At 54.8% G+C, this 21209-nt stretch carries 21 protein-coding genes; 17 read left to right on the forward strand and 4 right to left on the reverse strand.

Features of this window, described 5'->3' with window-relative positions; translation table 11 throughout:
• Positions 1–40 precede the first annotated feature (40 nt).
• From HS105_06735 to HS105_06750, 4 genes are read left to right on the forward strand one after another with little or no spacing between them, the layout of a single operon-like run.
• Entirely contained in the window at positions 41–433 is a 393-nt protein-coding gene (locus tag HS105_06735; protein ID MBE7516287.1) for a BMC domain-containing protein, read from the forward strand.
• 58 nt (positions 434–491) lie between these two features.
• The gene (locus HS105_06740) at positions 492–2204 is read left to right on the forward strand and encodes an aldehyde dehydrogenase family protein (protein MBE7516288.1); all 1713 of its coding nucleotides are present in this window, start codon (positions 492–494) and stop codon (positions 2202–2204) included.
• Between the two features lie 8 nt (positions 2205–2212).
• Positions 2213–2557 carry a zinc ribbon domain-containing protein gene (locus tag HS105_06745; protein MBE7516289.1) on the forward strand — a complete coding sequence of 115 codons (345 nt, stop codon included), beginning with the start codon at positions 2213–2215 and terminating at the stop codon, positions 2555–2557.
• A gap of 38 nt (positions 2558–2595) precedes the next feature.
• On the forward strand, positions 2596–2925 hold the full coding sequence (locus HS105_06750) for a BMC domain-containing protein (GenBank protein ID MBE7516290.1): 330 nt from the start codon (positions 2596–2598) through the stop codon (positions 2923–2925).
• 41 nt (positions 2926–2966) lie between these two features.
• Here the strand turns inward: HS105_06750 and HS105_06755 are convergent, their stop codons facing one another.
• Both HS105_06755 and HS105_06760 read right to left on the reverse strand, forming a co-directional pair.
• Positions 2967–4058: a VWA domain-containing protein gene (locus HS105_06755; protein MBE7516291.1), complete on the reverse strand. Its 1092-nt coding sequence runs from the start codon at positions 4056–4058 to the stop codon at positions 2967–2969.
• Between the two features lie 9 nt (positions 4059–4067).
• On the reverse strand, positions 4068–5051 hold the full coding sequence (locus HS105_06760) for a VWA domain-containing protein (GenBank protein ID MBE7516292.1): 984 nt from the start codon (positions 5049–5051) through the stop codon (positions 4068–4070).
• Positions 5052–5322: 271 nt separating this feature from the next.
• Between HS105_06760 and HS105_06765 the strand changes: the two genes are divergently transcribed.
• Together HS105_06765 and HS105_06770 are read left to right on the forward strand one after the other, a co-directional pair.
• Entirely contained in the window at positions 5323–6555 is a 1233-nt protein-coding gene (locus HS105_06765; GenBank protein ID MBE7516293.1) for a type II secretion system F family protein, read from the forward strand.
• Positions 6556–6563: 8 nt separating this feature from the next.
• Positions 6564–8240, forward strand: a complete 1677-nt coding sequence (locus tag HS105_06770; protein ID MBE7516294.1) for a type II/IV secretion system protein — start codon at positions 6564–6566, stop codon at positions 8238–8240.
• A gap of 124 nt (positions 8241–8364) precedes the next feature.
• Here the strand turns inward: HS105_06770 and HS105_06775 are convergent, their stop codons facing one another.
• Positions 8365–9276: a pyridoxal-phosphate dependent enzyme gene (locus tag HS105_06775; protein MBE7516295.1), complete on the reverse strand. Its 912-nt coding sequence runs from the start codon at positions 9274–9276 to the stop codon at positions 8365–8367.
• Here HS105_06775 and HS105_06780 point away from each other — a divergent pair, their 5' ends adjacent.
• Positions 9277–10221 carry a phosphotransferase gene (locus HS105_06780; protein MBE7516296.1) on the forward strand — a complete coding sequence of 315 codons (945 nt, stop codon included), beginning with the start codon at positions 9277–9279 and terminating at the stop codon, positions 10219–10221.
• 7 nt (positions 10222–10228) lie between these two features.
• A complete protein-coding gene (gndA, locus tag HS105_06785) occupies positions 10229–11635 on the forward strand; it encodes an NADP-dependent phosphogluconate dehydrogenase (protein ID MBE7516297.1) in 1407 nt (468 codons plus the stop codon).
• 77 nt (positions 11636–11712) lie between these two features.
• Here the strand turns inward: gndA and HS105_06790 are convergent, their stop codons facing one another.
• Positions 11713–12561 carry a UDP-3-O-acyl-N-acetylglucosamine deacetylase gene (locus tag HS105_06790; protein ID MBE7516298.1) on the reverse strand — a complete coding sequence of 283 codons (849 nt, stop codon included), beginning with the start codon at positions 12559–12561 and terminating at the stop codon, positions 11713–11715.
• 195 nt (positions 12562–12756) lie between these two features.
• On the opposite strand from HS105_06790, the gene HS105_06795 reads away from it, so the two are divergent.
• The 9 genes from HS105_06795 (at position 12757) to HS105_06835 (ending at position 21208) form a co-directional block, all read left to right on the forward strand.
• Positions 12757–13341, forward strand: coding sequence for a hypothetical protein (locus HS105_06795; protein ID MBE7516299.1), 585 nt, complete (start codon positions 12757–12759; stop codon positions 13339–13341).
• Between the two features lie 31 nt (positions 13342–13372).
• Positions 13373–13720: a four helix bundle protein gene (locus HS105_06800; protein ID MBE7516300.1), complete on the forward strand. Its 348-nt coding sequence runs from the start codon at positions 13373–13375 to the stop codon at positions 13718–13720.
• A gap of 58 nt (positions 13721–13778) precedes the next feature.
• Positions 13779–14180 carry an EVE domain-containing protein gene (locus HS105_06805; protein ID MBE7516301.1) on the forward strand — a complete coding sequence of 134 codons (402 nt, stop codon included), beginning with the start codon at positions 13779–13781 and terminating at the stop codon, positions 14178–14180.
• 20 nt (positions 14181–14200) lie between these two features.
• A complete protein-coding gene (locus tag HS105_06810; GenBank protein MBE7516302.1) occupies positions 14201–15556 on the forward strand; it encodes a hypothetical protein in 1356 nt (451 codons plus the stop codon).
• The gene (locus tag HS105_06815; protein ID MBE7516303.1) at positions 15546–17021 is read left to right on the forward strand and encodes a hypothetical protein; all 1476 of its coding nucleotides are present in this window, start codon (positions 15546–15548) and stop codon (positions 17019–17021) included. The genes HS105_06810 and HS105_06815 overlap by 11 nt, the downstream gene beginning before the upstream one ends.
• A gap of 12 nt (positions 17022–17033) precedes the next feature.
• Positions 17034–18629, forward strand: coding sequence for an acyl-CoA carboxylase subunit beta (locus HS105_06820; GenBank protein MBE7516304.1), 1596 nt, complete (start codon positions 17034–17036; stop codon positions 18627–18629).
• A gap of 31 nt (positions 18630–18660) precedes the next feature.
• Positions 18661–20001 carry an MFS transporter gene (locus tag HS105_06825; GenBank protein MBE7516305.1) on the forward strand — a complete coding sequence of 447 codons (1341 nt, stop codon included), beginning with the start codon at positions 18661–18663 and terminating at the stop codon, positions 19999–20001.
• Positions 20002–20282: 281 nt separating this feature from the next.
• The gene (locus HS105_06830; GenBank protein MBE7516306.1) at positions 20283–20576 is read left to right on the forward strand and encodes a hypothetical protein; all 294 of its coding nucleotides are present in this window, start codon (positions 20283–20285) and stop codon (positions 20574–20576) included.
• A 35-nt stretch (positions 20577–20611) separates the two neighbouring features.
• Positions 20612–21208 (forward strand): enoyl-CoA hydratase/isomerase family protein, encoded by a 597-nt coding sequence (locus HS105_06835; protein MBE7516307.1) that lies wholly within the window; start codon positions 20612–20614, stop codon positions 21206–21208.
• Position 21209 lies beyond the last annotated feature (1 nt).

Here is a 21209-nt window from a genome sequence, read left to right on the forward strand (position 1 = left end):
TTTGGCGGACTCGTGTCATTGATCTTATTGAGAGGAATTTATGAGTTTTGAAGCACTCGGAATGGTTGAAACAAAGGGGTTCGTCGGGGCAGTCGAAGCCGCTGATGCAATGGTGAAGGCCGCGAACGTCCAATTGGTCGGCAAGGAATATATCGGCGCAGGCTATGTAACGATATTCGTCCGCGGCGATGTCGGTGCGGTTAAGGCGGCGACCGATGCCGGTGCGGCCGCTGCACGGCGTGTCGGCGAGCTGATCAGCGTACATGTTATCCCTCGCCCGCACAGCGAGGTCGAACGAGTCCTTCCAAAAGGCGGAAAGGTCGGTTACAGCCCTGATGAAAAGGCCCTTAGCGGTGCTGAAAAGCAGCTTGGCTCGGGCAGTACATCGGCCACTTCAGGTACTGCCGGTTCGACCAAGACAAAGACGCGCTGACATTAGCTTAGAACTGATCGGCCGCGGTATTACCGGCCGATCTTTTCGTTAGGTTGTTTTGATGAGCGATAAGGATCTTGCTGCACAACAGGAGGCACGTGATGCCGTCGAGGCCGCATACGCGGCTTTTACGCTTCTGTCGCGCTTTGATCAAGACCGTATCGACACGATCTGCGACGCGATGGCCAAGGCCGCACTGGCGGATGCATTTCGACTGGGGCAAATGGCCCACGACGAGACGGGTTTCGGCATTGCTGAGGATAAACGCGAAAAGAACCGCTTTGCCGCCGAGGATGTCTGGAACTACTTCAAGGGACTGAAGACGGTCGGTGTCGTTTCAGAAACAAAAGGCATCGTCGAGATCGCAAGCCCGAAAGGCGTCGTTGCGGCAATTATCCCATCGACCAATCCGACATCGACCGCTATCTATAAGATCATTATCGCGATAAAGTCGCGCAATACTATCGTCCTTTCACCGCATCCGTCAGCAGTGAACTGCATCGCGGAGACCGCGCGCCTTATGCGCGAAGAGGGCATTAAACACGGCCTGCCTGCCGATGCCGTCAAGTGCCTGACCCTCACGACGATCGAGGGTACGGATACGCTGATGCGGCATAAACGGACCGCAGTGATACTCGCGACCGGCGGGACAGGGCTGGTGCGTGCAGCGTATTCGTCCGGAAAGCCGGCGTTCGGCGTCGGTCCCGGCAATGTGCCCGTATTCGTCGAAAGATCCGCAAATATCGCCAAGGCCGTAGCTGATATCCTTACGGGCAAATGCTTTGACAACGGTACCATCTGCGCATCTGAGCAATCCGTTGTCGCCGACGCCCCGATCGCTGCCCAGGTGCGCGAACAATTTATCGCCCAAGGTGCGTATTTTCTCAGTCCCTCGGACGCGGAAGCGGTCGCAAAGGTGCTTCTTTCGCCGCAGCGGACGCTCAATGCGGGCATCGTCGGCAAGTCTGCAAAATATATCGCCGAACTTGCGGGCGTGACGATTCCCGATCGTACACGCTGCCTTATTGCCGATTGCGGCGGCGTCGGCCGCGATTTTCCGTGGTCCATGGAGAAGCTCTCGCCGCTTCTCGGTTTTTTTGTTGCTGACGGTGTCGCCGCAGGCGCTGATAAATGCCTTGAGATACTGAGCTACGGCGGAATGGGCCATACAGCCGGGATGCATACGCAGGATCGAAATGCAGCGATCGAATTCGGCTCAAAGATGCCCGCAGCGCGTACGATCATCAACTCGCCAACGACGCACGGAGCGATCGGCCTGACGACCGATCTTTCGCCGTCAATGACGCTCGGCTGCGGTTCTTGGGGCGGAAATGTTACTTCGGATAATGTTTCGCCGCTTCACTTGATCGATCTGAAGCGTGTTGCGTTCGAGACGCACCCTATAAACAGCTTTGTCCCATCGAACGACGGCGTTAATATTCCGCTGTCGGCCCCTGCTGAACGCCCGAAAGTAACACGCGAGGACATTGCGGCGATCGTTGATTCATTTTTAAGCAAGTATATCGACGCGCAGCCGAAGCCTGCATTCACTCCGATCCCGGCGCCGGCGCCGCAGACCATCGTACATCATGTTTATCCGCCAACTGTGTCAGAGGCCGATAAACCGCCGGTTCCTGTCGATTTTGTAAGCGAGGATGATGTCCGGCGTGCCGTGTCGGCCGGCAAAAAGATCTATATCACTGCGAAAACCATCTTGACGCCTTCGGCTCGCGACCTCGGCGAGGAAAAGGAGGTCTTTGCCCGATTGTAGGCCGCAGTATGGAAGGCACCGTGCCGGAAAAGGAGAAGTGCAGCAAGTGCGGTGTCGATATTCGCGAGAATACGATGTTCTGTTACAACTGCGGAACGTCGATCGAGAAGGCCGAAGCTGAAGTGGCCGCGCCGGCACCGGCGGAAGGCGATACTTCGGCGCCGCCGGAAGAAACTGAGTCTCCAAAGGCTCCTGTTTCGGAGAAAAAGCGTACGCGTGCCGGCAGGAGAATGCCGACGAAGGTCGTTTGGGATGTGCCCGGACGTAATGCTGACCGGCTTTATTTGTTGATCTGTTTTGTGATATTCCTTATCGCGGCATTGGTGGTCATCGTAATGACCATAATGAAATAAGGGATCGTCGAGAACGGCACTGCCGGAGAACGAAGGTTATGGAAGCACTTGGAATGGTCGAATGTTTTGGCCTTGTTGCAATGATCGAGGCGGCTGATGCTATGGTCAAGGCGGCCAATGTAACGCTGGTCGGTTACGAGAAGATCGATGCCGGTTTGGTAACTGCGATCGTTCGGGGCGAGGTCGGTGCCGTGAAGGCTGCTGTCGATGCAGGTGCGGCGGCCGCCAGAAAGGTCGGTACGGTAACGGCGGTGCACATAATTCCGCGCCCGCATAGCGAGGTTGACGAAGGCATTCCGGTGCTTGTCACGGGCGAGACAACCCGCAAGAAGATCTCGGGAAGTGTTCCCGAGCAGCATATATCCTAACAAAAGAACGAGGCCGTTTCGGCCTCGTTCTTTTGTTAGGATCATTGTTTCTTTGGCGGCGTCGGCGCGGGCGTTTTGCCCGGCTTTAGGTCATCGTTATCCGCGACGCGGCCGGTTCGGGTGATGGCGATCCGCTTTTCCTTATTCGGGCCGTCTGCGACCAGTACGCGGATGTTGCGGTAGGTGCCGTCCTTACGGTCGTTTGACGGCAGATAGCCGATCGAGAACTGCGTTCTAAGCTCGCTCGCAATGTCCTTTGCAATGCCGTTCAGTTCGGCGGTACTTGAGGGGAAATAGGCCTTCCCGCCGGTCTCTTCCGCCATTCTCTGCAAAAAGGCCTTTGCCTTTGCCTGAGGGCTTTTCCCGATAAAGCCGCCCTCCTTGCTTAGGTCGTCAACAAATCCGATGACATATATTTGCGTTTCAGACTCGCGCAGTTGGTCAAAGAGCTGCTTCTCCGTAAAATAGCTGTCCCTATCTTCACCATCTGTAACGAGGACAATGGCGCGGCGCTTTCGGTCGGCGGCAGATGTTGATTTTTCGTACTGATCAACATTCTCCACCGCCAGATACACTGCGTCGATGATCGCCGTTTGGCCTCCTTCGATGTAGAGGTTGTCGAGTTCGGCGTTCAGGTCATCCTTATTTGCGGTGAAATCCTGTTCAATGCTGATCTTGTCGCGGCCGACGAACCGTATAATAGCGGTCTCGTCCTCAGGGGTATTCGTTGCGACGAGAACTTTGCCTGCCTCAATGACCTTTTCAAGCTGTGAGCGAAGCGAACCTGAGTTGTCCAACACAAGGGCGTAATTTGTCGGGATGAGCGACTTTGAAAAGAAATCGATCTGCTGCGGCACACCGTCCTCAAAGATCTTGAAATCCTTCTCGGTCAGGTTATTCACCGGTTTGTTATTGCGGTCGATGACCCGTACGTTCAGGTTGACAAGCTCGGTCTCGACGGTGATCGGGCCCGTGTCAGCAAAGACATCGATGGTCGGCTTTGGCGACGGTGTGGGCGTCGGTGAAGGCTGTGTTCCCGCGGCCGTTTGTGCCGAAGATGTCACTCCTCCGGCCGCAAGCGCGATAGCTGCGGCAGCGAAAATGAATACTGCAAAGTAGAATGGAGTTTTCATCGAAATGCTCTATCTGTAACTTGTATTGGGCGTCGCATAATAACCATCGCGAGCTCGAACCGTTAGACGCGGCAAACCGCGGGGAGGTTTCACCTTAACTTTAACACGACGCCAAGAGCCGTCGGGCTGAAAGTCCTTAGGTGTGTAGCCGATAGTGTACTGATGCCGGAGTTCCAAGGCGATCCGTTCAAAGATCTCGTCCATCTCTACATCTGTGTTCGGATAGAACGCCTTGCCGCCCGTAACAGAGGTTATCTCATCCAGGAATGCCTGTCCCTGCAAGCCGACCGCTGTTGACTGGTCATGAGGGCTTATGATGCCGACAGCGTAGGTTACTACGTCCGCCTCCTTTATTAAGCGGCGAACTTCGGTGAAATTGTATCGCGAGGCGTTGTCCTGACCGTCGCTGATCACGAGCAAGGCGCGTTTCTGATGTGCGCCCCGCGTAACACGTTCGATGCCGAGGTAAACGGCGTCGTAAAGGGCAGTGTCGTTCTTTGGCTGAACAAGCGTCAGTTTCTGAAGCACGGCATCGCTGTCGCGGGTTCGGTCGAGCAGAAGCTGGGCGCGGCTACTGAACGCGATCAGGAAATATTCGTCCGACGGATGGCTTGTCATCAGGAAGCGTGACAGCGCGTTGCGGGCCTTTGCGATCTTTTCGCCGTTCATCGAACCCGAAACGTCGAACAGTATCCCGACCGAGACCGGTGCATCGCTGTCGCTGAAGAAGGTAATATCCTGCGGTTCGCCGTTATCGCTTACTGAAAATGCGTTCTTCTTAAGGCCGGAGATATAGCGGCCGTAATTGTCCGTAACAGTGAGCGTTAGTGTTACGAGATCGGTCTTGACCTTCACCGGCAGCGAGTCATCGCCGATGCCTACCTCTTCAGGTGTGCCAACAGGCGTCGGTTTCGGGTTTTGAGCGGGGACGAAGGTGTATGACGCCGTCAAAATGACAGCGAAAACAAAAGCCGCGAAAATATCGCGGACCATAATTGCCTTACAAGATCTGGTTGTCATCACCCGTCGCAATGCTTGAACATTCATCTTAAGGAAAAACTGCCGGTCCACGCAAGACAGAGGTTAGATGTTCAGTGATGCAAGTTGGTTGTTTCGTGCACCTTATTCGGAACGCCGGCGTTGTCCTGCAACAAACTTCGTGCCTTTGCGTGATATAATCTGCAGAACGAACCGCGCCAGTCCGCCGCGCTCCATTTTGCGATAAGCCGTTCTCAAGGCTTACGGCTGCGGTTCACGTCTATTTATGGCTGAGTTTATTTGCCGGCTCGGGACACCGTCAGGCGAGGTTATTACAAAGGTTGTCGAGGCTTCCGCGGCGAACGACGCTAAGGAACGCCTTGAGAGCGACGGCTTCCGTGTCTTTGCGATATCATCCGCGAGCGACGGGCTGTCGTCCGTCGTGCCGTTCGGCAGCAAGAAAGGAAAGGTAAAGCAAGGCGACTTCCTGCTGTTCAACCAGCAATTCTCGGCACTTTTGCGTGCAGGCATTCCGGTGCTTCAGGCGATCGGGCTGCTGAAGACCCGTTCGGCATCGGAGAACCTGCGAACGGTTCTCGTTGACGTGGAAGAGAAGATCAAGAACGGCATTCCGCTTTCGGAGGCGTTCGAGGCTCAGGGCCTCTTCCCGAGGATATACACTGCGTCGATCCTTGCAGGTGAAAAGAGCGGTGCTCTTGACGATGTTCTCAGCCGGTTTGTTACATATCTTAAGCGGAGCGTAGCCCTTTCGCGAAAGCTTCGCGGTGCGCTGGCGTATCCCGCGTTCCTTCTTGTTACGGCGACCGGAATGGTCGCGTTCCTGACGTTCTACATCGTGCCGCGTATGTCCGACCTCTTTAAGGGGCTTGCGGCGAACCGTGCGCTGCCGACGATCACAGTCGCCGTACTTGCGGTATCGAACGCAGTGGTCGGGAACATCTGGTGGCTTCTGCCGCTCATACTGATCGTTCTTGTCAGCCTGTTCGTTTGGCTGCGGACGGCGAACGGCAGGCTGATGCTGCACAAGCTGTTCCTTAAGCTGCCTATCGTAGGACAGCTTGTGCGTAATATGACCGCGGCGCAGCTTTCCCGCTCGATGTCAACGCTTTTGTCAGGCGGCATCACGGTGCCGGACTCTTGGGACATTGCATCGCAGGCGATAGGCAATCTTGAGTTGCGTCGCCGCAGTCAAGGCGTGATGCCGCTTATCCGCGAAGGGCGAGGCTTTACCGAATCGCTGGAGCATGCCAATTGGATGCCGGACCTTGCTCTTGACATGATCGGCATCGGCGAACGCTCGGGCAGCCTTCGCGAGATGCTGGACGAAGTTGCTGCGTTCTACGACGCCGAGGCCGAAGTGCGTCTCGAACAGCTCACGACGCTGCTTGAGCCGGCGATCTTGCTGTTCATGGCCGGCATTGTTGTGATAATTCTGCTGGCGATATATATGCCGATCATACAAACGATCTCGTCGGGGCCGTTCGGCGGGCGAAAGTAAGTAAATATATGAGTGCTGATGTTACAGAAACCATCTCGGGCGTGTCGTCGCCGAAGATCGAGTTGTCGGATTTTATCGAGAACGAGCCGCCCGAGGTCATCGAGGCAAAGGAAAAGGCAAGGCGCTACCGTATGCCGTATGTCGAACTCCTGCCGCCCGACGCTCCGTCGCCGGTCGATGTTCACGAAGTAACGCGGCTTCCGGTCGATCTGATGCTCAAGAACCAATTCGTACCGCTGCGGCGCGAGGGACGCGATCTGCATGTCGCGATGGCCGACCCGACCAACCTCGAACGCCTCGATGAGCTTGAGAATGTCCTTAACGTGCGTATCGTTCCGTATGTGGCAACGGCGGGGGCGATAGACGTCGTGCTCCGTAAGGGCGATTCGACACAGCGTGTGCTTCAAGAGGCGGCTTCGGGCTTCAAGATCTCGCTTGTAAAGGAGAACGATCAGGGCGAGGAGGTCCTCGACCTCGACCGCCTCGCGTCCGACAGTGATATGTCGCCGATCATAAAGCTGGTCGATACGATAATCTATAATGCAATGGAGTCCCGTGCGTCCGACATCCATATTGAGACGCGTGAGCGCGATGTTCAGGTCAAATTCCGCATTGACGGTGCCCTTTATGCAAAGGTCGATCCGATCGACATCGCATATCATCAGCAGCTTATATCGCGTATCAAGGTGATGTCCGAGCTGGATATCGCCGAGCGGCGCATCCCGCAGGACGGTCGTTTCCGCGTACGTTACAAGGGCCGCACTGTTGACTTCCGCGTGTCTATAATGCCGACTGTTTTTGGCGAAGACGCGGTCATTCGTATCCTCGATAAAGAACAGATAAACGAGGAGTTCAAGAACCTCAACCTGGACGTCGTCGGCTTTGACCCCGAAGACCTTGCCCGCTACCGAGTTTACATAAAGGAGCCGTACGGGATGGTGCTTGTAACGGGGCCGACCGGTTCGGGTAAGACAACGACCCTGTACGCGGGCCTCAACGAGATACGCAATGACGAGGACAAGATCATCACCATCGAAGACCCTGTCGAGTACCAGCTTCACGGCATCGTGCAGATACCTGTCAACGAGAAAAAGGGGCTTACGTTCGCACGCGGCCTGCGTTCGATACTCCGACACGACCCCGACAAGATAATGGTCGGCGAGATCCGCGACGAAGAGACAGCGCAGATCGCGATACAGTCGGCGCTGACGGGCCACCTTGTCTTTACGACCGTCCACGCAAATAACGTGATTGACGTCATCGGCCGATTCCTAAATATGGGTGTCGAGCCGTACAACTTCGTCTCGTCGCTCAACTGCGTCCTCGCTCAGCGGCTTGTGCGTATGCTCTGCCCGACATGCAAGCGTCCCTACGAACCCTCAGACGAAGAGCTTTCTGATTCAGGCCTCAGACGCGGCGATATACCGCACGGCAGCACGCTCTACCGAAGCGTCGGCTGCGATGCCTGCAACCACACAGGCTACCGCGGACGCACCGCTATACACGAGCTTCTGGATATGTCGGACACTATACGCGAGATGATCATCGACAGGCGGCCGGGCTCCGAGATCAGGCGTCAGGCTGAAAAGGAAGGCCTCTCGTCGCTGCGCACCTCAGCCGTGAAAAAGGTCTTCCACGGCGTTACGACACTTTACGAGATAAACCGTGTTACATTCGTAGATTAACGCGGCGTAAACGCCGGCCCGGGATGAGCGGTCCGGTGTTCGATCAGGCCTTCACATACGACGAACCATATCGGTTGCAGGCTGCCGAGGGAAAGGTTTCCGGCAAAACGGGTATTTGTGGTGATCAACTCTTTATGAGGCGTGAATAGGTGTCGGCGTCCACGTTGCCGCCGCTGACTATCACGGCGATCCGCTTCCCCGTAAAACGCTGAGGCTCCTGCAGTACGGCGGCTAGCGAGAGTGCTCCGGTCGGTTCGCATTTAAGGCTGCAGCGTGTGTAATAAAGCCGAACAGCCTCCGCGATCCGGGCTTCCTTCACCTCGATAATGCCGCCTACACCGCGTCGCATAACCGCGAAATTGTTGATGCCAACGGAGAGCGTTCGTGCTCCGTCGGCGATCGTTTGCGGTTCGTGGTCATTGGCAATGATCCTGCCTGCTTTGAGCGAACGTGCGGCGTCGTTGCCGAGCAAAGGTTCCGCTCCGACGATCTCGACCGTTTTCTGAGCACGTTCAAAGCCTTCGATGATACCGGAGATCAATCCGCCGCCGCCGACCGGCACGACCACCGTATCGAACCCGATCCCCGCGATCTCATCCGCGAGCGTCGCATTTCCGTCGATCACAAGCCGGTCGTCGTAAGCACTGGCGATGTACGCTTCGGGATGTTCGCGTGCGAGCTGCTTGATGCGTTCGGCGCGTGTTACCTTCTCGGTGTCTATCAGATCGACCGCAGCACCGTAAGAGCGTACCGCTTCGACCTTGACGCGGGCCGAATTGCCGGGCATAACGACCGTGCACTTCTTACCCGCGAGCCGGCAGGCGTATGCCAGAGCCTGGCCGAAATTCCCGGATGACGCCGCTATCAGTTCGTCGTTCGGTACGTTCAGTACGACGTTGTAGGCCGCTCGGAACTTAAAGCTGCCAGTGTGTTGGAGCGTCTCGCTGACGACGGTCAGGGCGAGCCGCCGATCAGGCGTAAGCTCCCGCCCTTCGATCAATGTCGTGGGGCGTATCGCGTCGCGAAGAGGTTTCATTTGATAAGTGTCGGAGACGCGCTTACACTCGTCAAGTTCGGTATGATGAAGGTCGGCAAGAGTTTGGAGAAGCACGTCCGTGCCGGCCTGGGCAACGCGGGCCGAATATGGCTCGCCGGCTTAGAGAACACGCTCCGTGCATTGGAGTCTCGCTGGCAAATTTCCGTAACGGAATCGTTTCGCAGCGTCGAATATAATTTTGTCGCACCGGCAAAAAGGGATAGCGGTGAGGATGTCGTGCTAAAGATAGCTCCGCCGTGGGACCCTGTCGAGATATTCAGTGAAGCTGAGTTTCTGCGGCACTGCGGCGGCATACACTGTGTTCGCTTGCTTGAAGAGGAACGGCCGCTCCGTGCGATCCTGATCGAATGGCTGTATCCGGGCCGGAACCTCTTTCAGGTCTTTAAGGGCCGTGAGGCCGAGATGCTGTTGCCGGCGGCGGAAATTATTGCCGCCGTCTCAACGCACGCAACGGGTAGTGAGATCGAAGCCTCCGACGTTGATGATTGGTTCGCGGGAATGGATGGCTTTGCCGACACCGATTTTCCGGCGGCGTATGCAGTGCGGGCGTTGAAATACTATCGCGAAGTGACGAAAGGCCGCATCAGATATTACATCCACGGCGATCTGCATCCCGAGAACATTCTTTCCACGCGGGAAGGATTCAAGGTCATTGACCCTAAGGGCGCTGTCGGGCACGTCGGCTATGATATTGCGGTCTTTCTCAATAATTTCGCCGAGCGGCTGCTTGATGACGCCCATCCGAATCACGATGCATTGCTTGACCATGCCGTGCAGGTCTTCGCTTCACGCTTCAGGCTTCATCCCGAGAGTATCCGCAAATGGGCGTTCTGCCAGAAGGTTATGAGCGCGTGGTGGATGTACATCGATATGCCCCAGGTTTATCAAGGCGACGTGGAAAAGGCAGATGTCTGGGGCGTATAATAAGGTTATGGATAAAGCTCATTTTGGAATGATAGGTCTCGGCACGATGGGCCGGAATTTTTTACTTAATATTGGTGAACACGGTATCAGCGGCATCGGTTACGACCTTGATGCCGCAAAGCGGCAGCTCTTATTGAATGAAGGAAAAGGAATGCCGGTCGGTGTCGGCGACACGCTCGAAGATTTTATCGCAAAGCTTGAAACGCCACGCAATATTATGCTGCTCGTGCCTGCCGGGCCGATCGTTGACAGCGTTATCGCCGAACTTTTGCCGCACCTCGGCCCTAACGATCTGATCATTGACGGCGGAAACTCACACTACACGGATACGGAACGACGTGCGGCCGATCTTTCGGCGAAAAATGTAGGTTTTATGGGCGTCGGCGTCAGCGGCGGCGAGGAAGGCGCACGCCACGGTGCCTCGATCATGCCCGGCGGCGAACGCGAGTTCTACGACCGCATTGAGGCAACGCTTCAAGCCGTGTCGGCAAAGGTGGACGGCGAACCGTGCGTTGATTATATGGGTGCGGGATCGGCGGGGCATTTTGTAAAAATGGTCCACAACGGCATCGAATACGGCCTTATGCAAATAATCGCCGAGACGTACGACTATTTGAAACGTGTGCTCGGTATGGATAATAAAGGGCTTGCAAAGACATTCGCGGCGTGGAATGAGGGCGAGCTTAACTCCTTTCTTATCGAGATCACTGCGACTGTTCTGGCAAAGAAGGACGCTGATACAGGGAATTCGCTCGTTGATATGATCCTTGACACCGCCGGACAGAAAGGTACGGGTAAATGGACGTCGCAAGCCGCAATGGACTTTGGCGTCCCTGTTCCGACGATCGATTCGGCAGTTGCAATGAGGCAGATCTCAGCTCGAAAGGAGCTGCGCCGCACGCTTTCGGTCAAGTTCAGCAAAGACCTTACAAAGCATCATACATCGGTCGGGCCTGAGGATCTGTACAGCGCACTCTACGCCTCGTTCATTCTCACGTACGCTCAAGGGATGTCATTGCTCCAAGAGGCCTCCGCCGATAAGAGCTTCGGCCTCAACCTCGAAGCGATCTCGAAGATATGGCGCGGCGGCTGCATAATCCGATCAGCATTGCTTGAAGAAATGCGGCGGGCATACGGCGCTGATCCTGCTCTGCCGACACTGCTGCTTGACGGCACACTTGCAACGGTTCTCGATACGCACATTATTTCGTTGAGAAAAGTGGTTTCTGCAGGTAATGCGCACGGGATCCCGATGATGTGCCTCGCATCTGCACTGAACTATTTTGACGCCTTTCGCCAACCCCGGCTTCCGGCAAATCTTATACAGGCGCAGCGTGATTATTTCGGCGCGCACACCTATCAGCGGATCGATAAGGCGGGCACATTCCACACTGCGGACTGGGAGAAGCCATAGGCCTCGTACGGCGTGTAAAGGAAGAACTTTAGGCAGGAAAATGGACGCTACTGATCCGGCAGACATTACGCGAAGGCTCAGCTTTCGACGATCTCCCACGCGCCTTCGGTCTTGAGCAGCTTGCTCATTAGCTGCGCGTGTATAGAATGACCGCTCCTTTCGGCCGTAAAACGCCCGTGAACAGGCATCCCGAGCAGAGCAAGATCACCGATCATATCCAGGATCTTGTGCCGAACGAACTCGTTGTCAAAGCGCAGCGGTGTTTTGTTGAGCATTCCGGTATCCGTCAGGACGATCGCGTTTTCGAGCGAGCCGCCCAGGGCAAGATTAGCCTTGCGAAGCGCCTCGATCTCGTGGGTGAAGCCGAAGGTCCGTGCCGATGCGATCTCGCGGCCAAATGAGCCGTTCGACAATGTAAAGTGATATTGCTGCCGCTCAATAAACGGATGCGGAAAGTCGATCGTGCAATCAATTTCGAAGGCATCAGCAGGCTCAGCCGACATTTTCCGGCCATCGATATCAACTGAGACCTTGTCCTTTACAATAAAGATGCGTCGCCGCGCGTCTTGTTCGACAATGCCGGCCTTTTCGATCAGTTCGATAAAGTCCTCGCTCGATCCGTCGAGGATGGGAACTTCGATACTGTCCAATTCGATAAAACAGTTATCGACATTCGAGCCTCGAAGCGCCGATAACAGGTGTTCGCAGGTGGAAAGCAGCACGCCGCGCCGCATAAGCGTGGTCGCATACGAGCAATGTGAAATGAATTCGACCGACGCCGGTATCTCGAAGTTATCAAGATCGGTTCGTACGAAGATATAACCCGTGTTCTCGGGAGCCGGACGAAGTGCCAAGCTGACCTGAACGCCTGTATGTAAACCTACGCCGTCAACACTAACGGAAGAACCAATGGTCGTCTGGTGCATCGCCCTCAACCATTGCAAACCTTATGCCTGAAGATTCGGAGGAGCGGTCTGCAGGATGTGAAGCGGATTTTGGCGGTTTTTAGCGACCTTTCGCTCGATCACGCGGCTCACACACATCAGCAGGCGTTGCGTTCATACCACAAAGATGTGGCGCAATTTACTATTCAGAGATTAGCAATTACAATTTATTGAAATATGGCGATCGAAACCGCGGGGCAGAAGTCCGCGAAAATTACAAAGATCAAGATAGAGAATGCGGCGACCTTCAAACTGCCGAAAGATCACGAAGCCTCTATCCAAAAAGTACTGGATTTTCTGCCGGTCGAGCAATATCGAGGCATTGACCGCATAAAACTTGTCGATTTCATAAACGATCCGCGCTTGAAGAACATGGACGTACCGCTGAAGGGCGACCTTCCCGGGCTTTATCATCCGCGCGTTCAGAATCAGGGCGCGTGGTGCGAGATCTCAATGGGCGCTCTTTTGCAGCCGACCGAGAGTTTTATGAAGCGGTTCATGGCGAAGAGCGGCTTTAAGAGCAACCTTGCGGGTCTGGTCTTCTCGCTGGTCGGGCAGCATTACTATTTGACAATGCGTCATTCGGTTAAAAAGACCGGCCTTGAACCGCAGATCCGGCAATATGCCGAGAAGAATCTGCGTGCATGGAGCGAGAAACAGAATGAAAAAAGCTGGCGGGCAAAGCTCTTCAAGCCTTTCCGCCCGATGCTCGAACGCTGGGCGAAATGGCTGAATAAGAAAGCGGCAGAAAGCAAAAAGTGATGAACGCTGAGAGACGAGTGATGAGTGGCGAATGAAAGAAAGTGTGCTTCGAGATAAAACGTTTGCATTCTCGTTAAGGGTGGTCAAGCTCTATAAATACCTGACAACAGAACATAAGGAATATGTTTTAGCAAAGCAGGTACTACGTTCGGGGACATCGATAGGGGCAAACGGCGAGGAAGCAAAACATGCTCAATCTAAGACTGATTTCGTGCACAAGCTTTCGATCGCTCAAAAGGAAGCGGGAGAAACGAATTACTGGCTTAGGCTGCTCAATAAGAGTGATTATTTGGATGATAGGCTCGCAGATTCTTTGCTCGCAGATCGTGATGAAATACAACGGATATTAACCGCGTCGATCAAAACAGCAAAGAAGTGATCGAGGAGGATCAACACGCTGAGCTAACTTATCACTCACCGTTCACTACTTATTAACTATGGGAAATTATTGGATGGTCAAGCAAGAGCCGACAGCGTACTCGTGGGATGACTTTGCCGCAGATGGAAAGGCCGATTGGACCGGCGTTCGGAACTACACCGCGCGTAACTTTCTGCGCGAGATGAGAAAGGGCGACAAAGTGATCTTCTATCATTCGGTGGTCGGGAAAGAAGCGGTCGGTATCGCAAAGGTGACGAAAGAGTCGTTTCCCGATCCAACGGATGTTAAGTGGGATGCCGTCGAGTTGACACCCTTCAAGAAGTTGAAAAAGGCCGTAACGCTGGCCGCTATGAAGGAGAATCTTGCACTTGCCAACATTTACCTGATCCGCCAGCCGCGTTTCTCGGTAATGCCGCTGACCAAGGACGAGTTCGAAGAGATTGTAGCAATGTCAAAATAAGCGGCGGAGAGTTTGAAGATATGCTGGAACATGCTGTTGCCCATTACAACGAGTTGATGGCGGATGCGACACTCGCAAATGCCTCGCGCGAGTTGCTCGACCATGAACTCGAGAGCTCAAAGCTCATTTTTGGCGGACGCCGCCTATCGCCGTATCTGCGGCCTCACTTCGTAGCACGAAGCAGTTGGGAGCAGGTTACGCTACAATGCGAAACAATCTTCGGAGCACTCCAGAAGATAAAGGATGCGGCGGTAAAGGACGATGGGATACTGGATGAGCTTGGGTTTTCGGATGTCGAACGTCACCTGATAAAGATCGATCCGGGTTACGCTCATGTTTCGCCGACTTCGCGGCTCGATTCGTTCTTGACCGATTCTACATACAGCTTTGTTGAACTCAATGGCGAGAGTCCTGCGGGCATTGCGTTCTCTGATTCGGCGGCGAATATCTTTATGTCGCTTCCGGTCATGCGGCGTTTCAGTGAGCGGTATTCTGTCGAGGCCCTCGAAGGCTCGTCAAAGCTGCTCGGCGTGCTGCTGGAATGTTACGAGGAGTTTTGCGGCGGCTCGATTCCGCATTCGCCGGTGATCGCTATCGTTGATCTTGAAGATCTGCCGACCGTAAAGGAATTCGAACTGTTCCGTGACTACTTCGAATCAAAAGGGTATCGATCGATCATCTGTTCACCGCGTGAGTTGGAGTTTGACGGATCGAGACTACGGAGCCGAGGCATCGAGATCGACATAGTGTATAAGCGGCTTTTGGTCAACGAATATCTGCCGATAATGGATGAACAACCTGCGTTGGTCGATGCTTATCGTGCAGGTAAGGTCTGTATGGTCAACAACTTCCGCAGCAAGGTTGTGCACAAAAAAGCGGTCTTTGCGGTGCTTACGAATGATCGGTACGAGCATTTGTTCGATGATACGGAACTTGCCGCGATCGAGGCTCATGTCCCATGGACGCGAGTGTTTCGCAATGAACGAACGGTGAACCGCGGCGAAGAGATCGACCTCGTCGAGTGGGCGCGGTCAAACTCGCAAAAGCTCGTCCTAAAACCAAATGACGATTACGGCGGCAGCGGTATTTACATTGGTTGGAACTCAACACCCGAGGAATGGGACGCGGCGATCGCCGCGGCACTTGAGCATGGTGATTACCTTGTGCAGGAACGCGTAAGGACGGCGAAAGAGATGTTCCCGATGATCACAGACGATCACGGCAATTGGGAGTTCGTCGAGCAGCTCGTCGATCTCGATCCGCTGCTTTTTATGGGCAAGGTCGGTTCGGCCTTCACCAGGCTGTCCACGACCGAACTCGCAAATGTATCATCAGGCGGCGGCATGGTCCCGACATTCATTTTAGATGAAAAATAACTCCATCGTTCGTTCAATGCTTTTTGGCGCGGTTGCCGGCCTTTTTGCCATAAATGCCGCCTATGGAGGCAGTCGCGAACTTTTTCGGCTGACAGAAAGGCCGTCTGCAAAGGCGGCGGATGAACGTTCGAGCGTGGCATCGGTTCGGGAAAGCGAGATCGCTGTTGATGATGCACTTCTTCCGGTATCGGCTACGTTTGTACTGCCCGTTTTTAACGGTAAGTCGTACACGGCGGTTCGTTCTGACTCTGAAGGATTTGAGCGGCGCGGAGCGGGCAATATCACATGGCGCGGTAAGATCGCGAGCGGCGACTTTCGCGGCGATGTTGTCATAACCCAGATCGAAAAGAGTTTTTCGGCGCTGATCTACACTCCGGAAGCGGTGTATGAGATCGTACCAAAGGGAAGCAGGCATTACCTCGTCGAGTTGGATCAGAGACTTTTTCCGCCGTGTGCAGGCGAGGTTGCAGGCGAACGGTTCGCAAGCGTGAGCCGTCCTGGCGTCGCGGGTGATTCGGGTGATCGGATAGACGTTCTTGTTCTTTACACTGCGGCCGTTCGCACATCGGCCGGCGGCGATGCTCAGGCAAAGACGATCGCTCAACAGGCGATCGATGCAACGAATACTGCGTATATCAACAGCAAGATACGTCAGCGCGTGCGGCTTGTCGGGGCAGAATTTACCAATCTTACGGAGACGGGCGATTTCAGCAGCGAACTCTCGAATCTTCGTGGCGATGCGGCGGCGAATGCGCGGCGCGATGAACTAAATGCCGATCTCGTTGATATGCTCACCAACTCGACGGCCGCGTGCGGCATCGGCTATCTTATGGGGCCGCTTGGCGGAAACCCGGGCAACGGCTTTACAGTTACCGCACGCACCTGTGCGGTCGGCAATCTTAGTTTTGCGCATGAACTCGGCCACAATATGGGGAGCCACCACAATCCTGAGAATGGAGGAACTGCCGCATATCCATATGGTTACGGGCATTATGTGAACGGTAAATTCCGCACGGTGATGTCGTATTCAAATCCCTGCACATCGGGCTGCACACGCGTTGCATATTTTTCTAATCCGATGATCAACTATATGGATCTTCCGACCGGTATCGACAACCAACGCGACAACGCCCGCTCGATCAACAACACAGCAGATTGGATAGCAAATTATCGTTACAGCGGAGCCGGCATTACACTGACGAATTTCGACGGCAATGTACAGATACCACGCCTTATCGAGCAAGAACTTAAGTGGACATCAAATAACATTTCCGGCGATGTCCGCATTGATATTTCGCGTGATGAGGCCTCGACATGGGATGTACTCGTGCCGTCAACGCCGAATGACGGAAGTGAGCGTGTGAGAATTGGCGGCAGGGCGACAAAGCGTGCGCGCATCCGAGTTGTGAGCATTAGTTCACCGGCCGTCAGCGATTCGAGTGTTTCGAATATCATTCTTAAATAGACCGTATCCTAAATGTCCAGACTCAGAACCTTAACTGACGAATACCTCGAACTTGCCGAACGGCTGCGTCTTGGCGGCGGCGCGGCAAAGATCGAAAGGATCCACAAGCAGGGAAAGCTGACTGCCCGCGAACGCATCGCAAAGCTGCTGGATGCTGACACCTTTTCGCAGGAGATCGGGCTTCTGGTAGCGTACGATCAATATGACGGACAGGCACCCGCGGCCGCTGTTGTTACGGTCGTCGGGAAGATCTGCGGCCGTGAGTGTGTGGTCGTTGCCAACGATGCGACGATCAAAGCCGGTGCGTGGTATCCGGAAACGATCAAGAAGATACTGCGCGCGCAGGAGATCGCGATGCGCAACCGCGTCCCTATCGTTTATCTCGTCGATAGTGCGGGCGTGAATCTGCCGTATCAGGGCGGCGTCTTCCCCGGCCAATACGGTGCGGCACGCATCTTCTATTACAACTCGATAATGCGGCATTATCTTAAGGTGCCGCAGATTTCAGCTGTGATGGGAATGTGCGTTGCCGGCGGTGCATATCTTCCCGCCCTGTCAGATGTTATTTTGATGGTCGAGGGCACGTCGTTCATGGGCCTCGGCGGTGCAAATCTTGTAAAAGGTGCGACCGGCCAGACCATCGACAATGAGACGCTCGGCGGCGCGATGACCCACAACGCGATCTCGGGCGTAGCGCATTATCGCACCAAGAACGAAGATGAATGTCTTGAAAAGATACGTCTCCTCATAAACGAGTTGCCGGTAAAATGTGTTATCTCAAATGACGGCGTCAGAGCGGCCGGTCGGAAGAGTGCGGAACTCTACGGTCTTTTGCCGGAGGATCACCGAGCGCCGTACGATATGTTCGCCGTGCTTGATACTTTTCTCGACGATGGAGGGATCGAGGAGTTTCAGGCCGATTTCGCGCGTGAAATGATCTGCGGTACGGCAAAACTCGGCGGCATGACGGTCGGAGTGATAGCGAACTCACGCGGAATGTCAAAAGGACGGCTGGGCGAGCCGCCGCGGTTCGGCGGTATCGTTTATACGGAATCTGCGGAAAAAACGGCTTATTTTATCGAGAACTGCGATCGGCACGATGTGCCGCTGCTTTTTGTTCAGGATGTGTCGGGCTTTATGGTCGGAGCTGAGGCCGAACATAGCGGCATAATCCGTGCCGGTGCACGTTTTGTCGAGGCGATGGCCTGTGCAAAGGTGCCAAAGATCGTACTCACGGTAAATCACGGCTCCGGTGCGGGCTATTACGCGATGGCGGGGCAAGGTTTCGATCCGGATTTTATTTTCACGCTTCCTACCGGACGTATGGGCGTTATGGAAGGCGACAGTGCCGTTGCGGCGATCTTTGGGACGCAGCTCGACAAACTCAGGAAGGAAGGCAAGGAGCCTGACGAAGCACTTCAGGCGGAGATGCAGGCGGTTCGTGAAACTTACGAGCGTGAACTCGATGCGAAACACGCCGCGGCACGCGGCCTTGTCGATGCAGTGGTTATGCCCGAAGAGCTGCGCGATTCGCTCATTCTTGCCCTTGAAACATGTAGGAACGCCGCAACGCCTCACATCGGTGCATTCGTTCTGCCTCCGTCGTAGGTTATTTCAGCAGTAAAATACTTCAGTGGACATGAGTGCCGGTAAAGCCGCCCAACCGACCGGCGGCATAGCGTATGTTTTCCGTGCTATGCGGCATCGGAACTATTCGCTGTTCTTCTCGGGCCAGTTGGTGTCGATGATCGGCACCTGGATGACGCGGATCGCCATCAGTTGGCTGATATATCGGTTGACAGGCTCGGCGCTGCTGCTCGGAGTCGTTGGTTTTGCCGGGCAAATACCGTCTTTCATCCTCGCACCGATCGCAGGTGTACTTGTCGATCGCTGGAGCCGCCACCGAGTGCTTATCTGGACACAAGCACTCGCAATGCTGCAGTCGGCAGCTCTTGCCGCACTTGACCTTACAGGCGCGATGCAGGTGTGGCACGTCGTAGCTCTTGCTGTATTCCAAGGCGTTATAAATGCCTTTGATATGCCGGCGCGGCAGGCTTTCGTCGTTGAAATGGTCAACGACAGAAACGACCTCGCCAATGCCATCGCACTAAATTCAACACTCGTGAACGGAAGCCGCCTGCTGGGGCCTTCTATCGGCGGTGTGATAATCGCCGCCGTCGGTGAAGGCTGGTGTTTTGCGATAGACGCGGCAAGCTATTTGGCGGTCATCGGTTCGCTGCTTGCGATGAAAGGCCTTCCTATCGTTACGGGCAGAAAGCCGGGAGCCGGCAACGTCCTCGGTGAACTTCGCGAGGGTGTCAGCTATGCGTGGCATTCGCCGCCGATCCGCAACATTCTGATACTGTTGTCGATAGTCAGCCTTGTCGGTTTTCCGTACACCGTGCTGATGCCGATATTCGCGAGCGACATCCTGCACGGCGGGCCGGGACTTCTCGGTATGCTGATGGCGGCATCGGGCGTCGGCGCGTTGGGCGGTGCAACGTATCTTGCAGCCAGGCGGTCGGTCCTCGGCCTCGGCCGCGTCATTCCTCTGATGTCGGCAGTTTTCGGCGTCGGTTTGATCGTCTTTTCGCTGTCGAATATCGTCTGGCTTTCGCTTCTTCTGATGGTCGTTACGGGACTCGGCTTTATGGTTCAGATGGCGTCGAGCAACACACTGCTGCAGACCATTGTCGATGAAGATAAACGCGGCCGCGTAATGAGCTTTTACACGATGGCGTTCATGGGAACGGCTCCGTTCGGCAGCCTGATCGCGGGTTCGCTGGCACAGCGTATCGGAGCGCCGCATACTTTGCTTCTCGGCGGGATCGGCTGTGTTGCGGCAGCTGCATGGTTCTTTTGGTCGCTGCCGCGTCTGCGCCGCTTCGTCCGCCCGATCTATATCGAGAAGGGAATTCTGACGGAGGCCCGCAGAGGCGTTTTTACCACTTCGGAGATCAGCATACCGCCGAACACTTGAAATGCGTTCAGGTTTTTGAATTTCCGGCATAATTGGCGCTTTCTGTAACGCAAGCAGGGTGGCAGCTGCGTCAATGTAGAGCAAAACTGGAGTTATTTCATGTTTCCTCGGTTTTGCGGCCGCCCTGCTGTAACTGCGCCTTTGAATCGGCGGTAATGTCGATCATGCGAATGTAGAGTGCCCGATAAATTACTTTCATTTTGCAACGCAAAAAGTGTAAAATGACAAGAGCGGCTCCGGAACGCCGTTCACTTCTTCATTTCTCCCGATCCCCATAGATCATGACATTTCATTTTAAAAAGACATTGCTGGTCGCCGTGTGTTTGGTCTTCTTCGCCGTTGCGGCAAATGCGCAGGAGCACCGCGAGGAAAAGAAAGGCCACCGGAGTGTGCCGGTGATAATAGTTCGATCTGCCGCAAAGGTTACATGGGTGGCGACGAAAGTCGTTGCAAAGAATGTTGTAAAGCCTGTGCTGTTCAAAGCCGTTCCAAAGGCGACCATTCTTTTACTGCGCGGAACCGGTTTAGGTGCAAAGGCCTTGTTGCCGTACGCCGCGAAGCTGGCGGTTCTTTAGCAAAGCGGCACTAGATCGTGTTTTAATCTAACGCGATGCGAACACCGATCGACGTAGATATTTCCGGCAGGGCCGCTGTCATCGTTTTTACTCGCGCTGAAATACGAAATCCCCTGTCAAAGGACATTATCGGCCGACTGCATACCGTGCTTGATGAACTCGCGGCCGCTGAAATTGAGCGAGTGATATTTACCGGAAGCGGTGAAACTTTCGCCTCCGGCGCCGACCTGCGCGAGATCGCGGGAATAGAGCCTGAGAAAGCTGCAGAATTTGCGTTACTTGGACAATCCTTGATGGCAAAGATCGCTGCTTTGCCTCTACTGACAATAGCAGCGGTGAACGGCCATTGTTTTGGCGGTGCGCTGGACCTCGCACTTTCGTGCGATATACGTATCGCATCCCGAAATGCTCGCTTCGCGCATCCGGGAGCGAACCTCGGCATAATTACGGGTTGGGGCGGAACGCAGCGCCTGCCGCGGCTGATCGGCCAAGCGAACGCTCTTGAGATCTTCTTTACGGCGGCACCCGTAGATGCCGAGCATGCTTTTGCTATCGGCTTGATAAATGAGATCGCTGACAACTTGATCGAACGTGCGTTCGCAGTTCCGCAAAATCCAAAACGCGCCTTATAAT

It is taken from the genome of Chloracidobacterium sp. (genome assembly GCA_015075585.1).
GTDB lineage: Bacteria > Acidobacteriota > Blastocatellia > Pyrinomonadales > Pyrinomonadaceae > OLB17.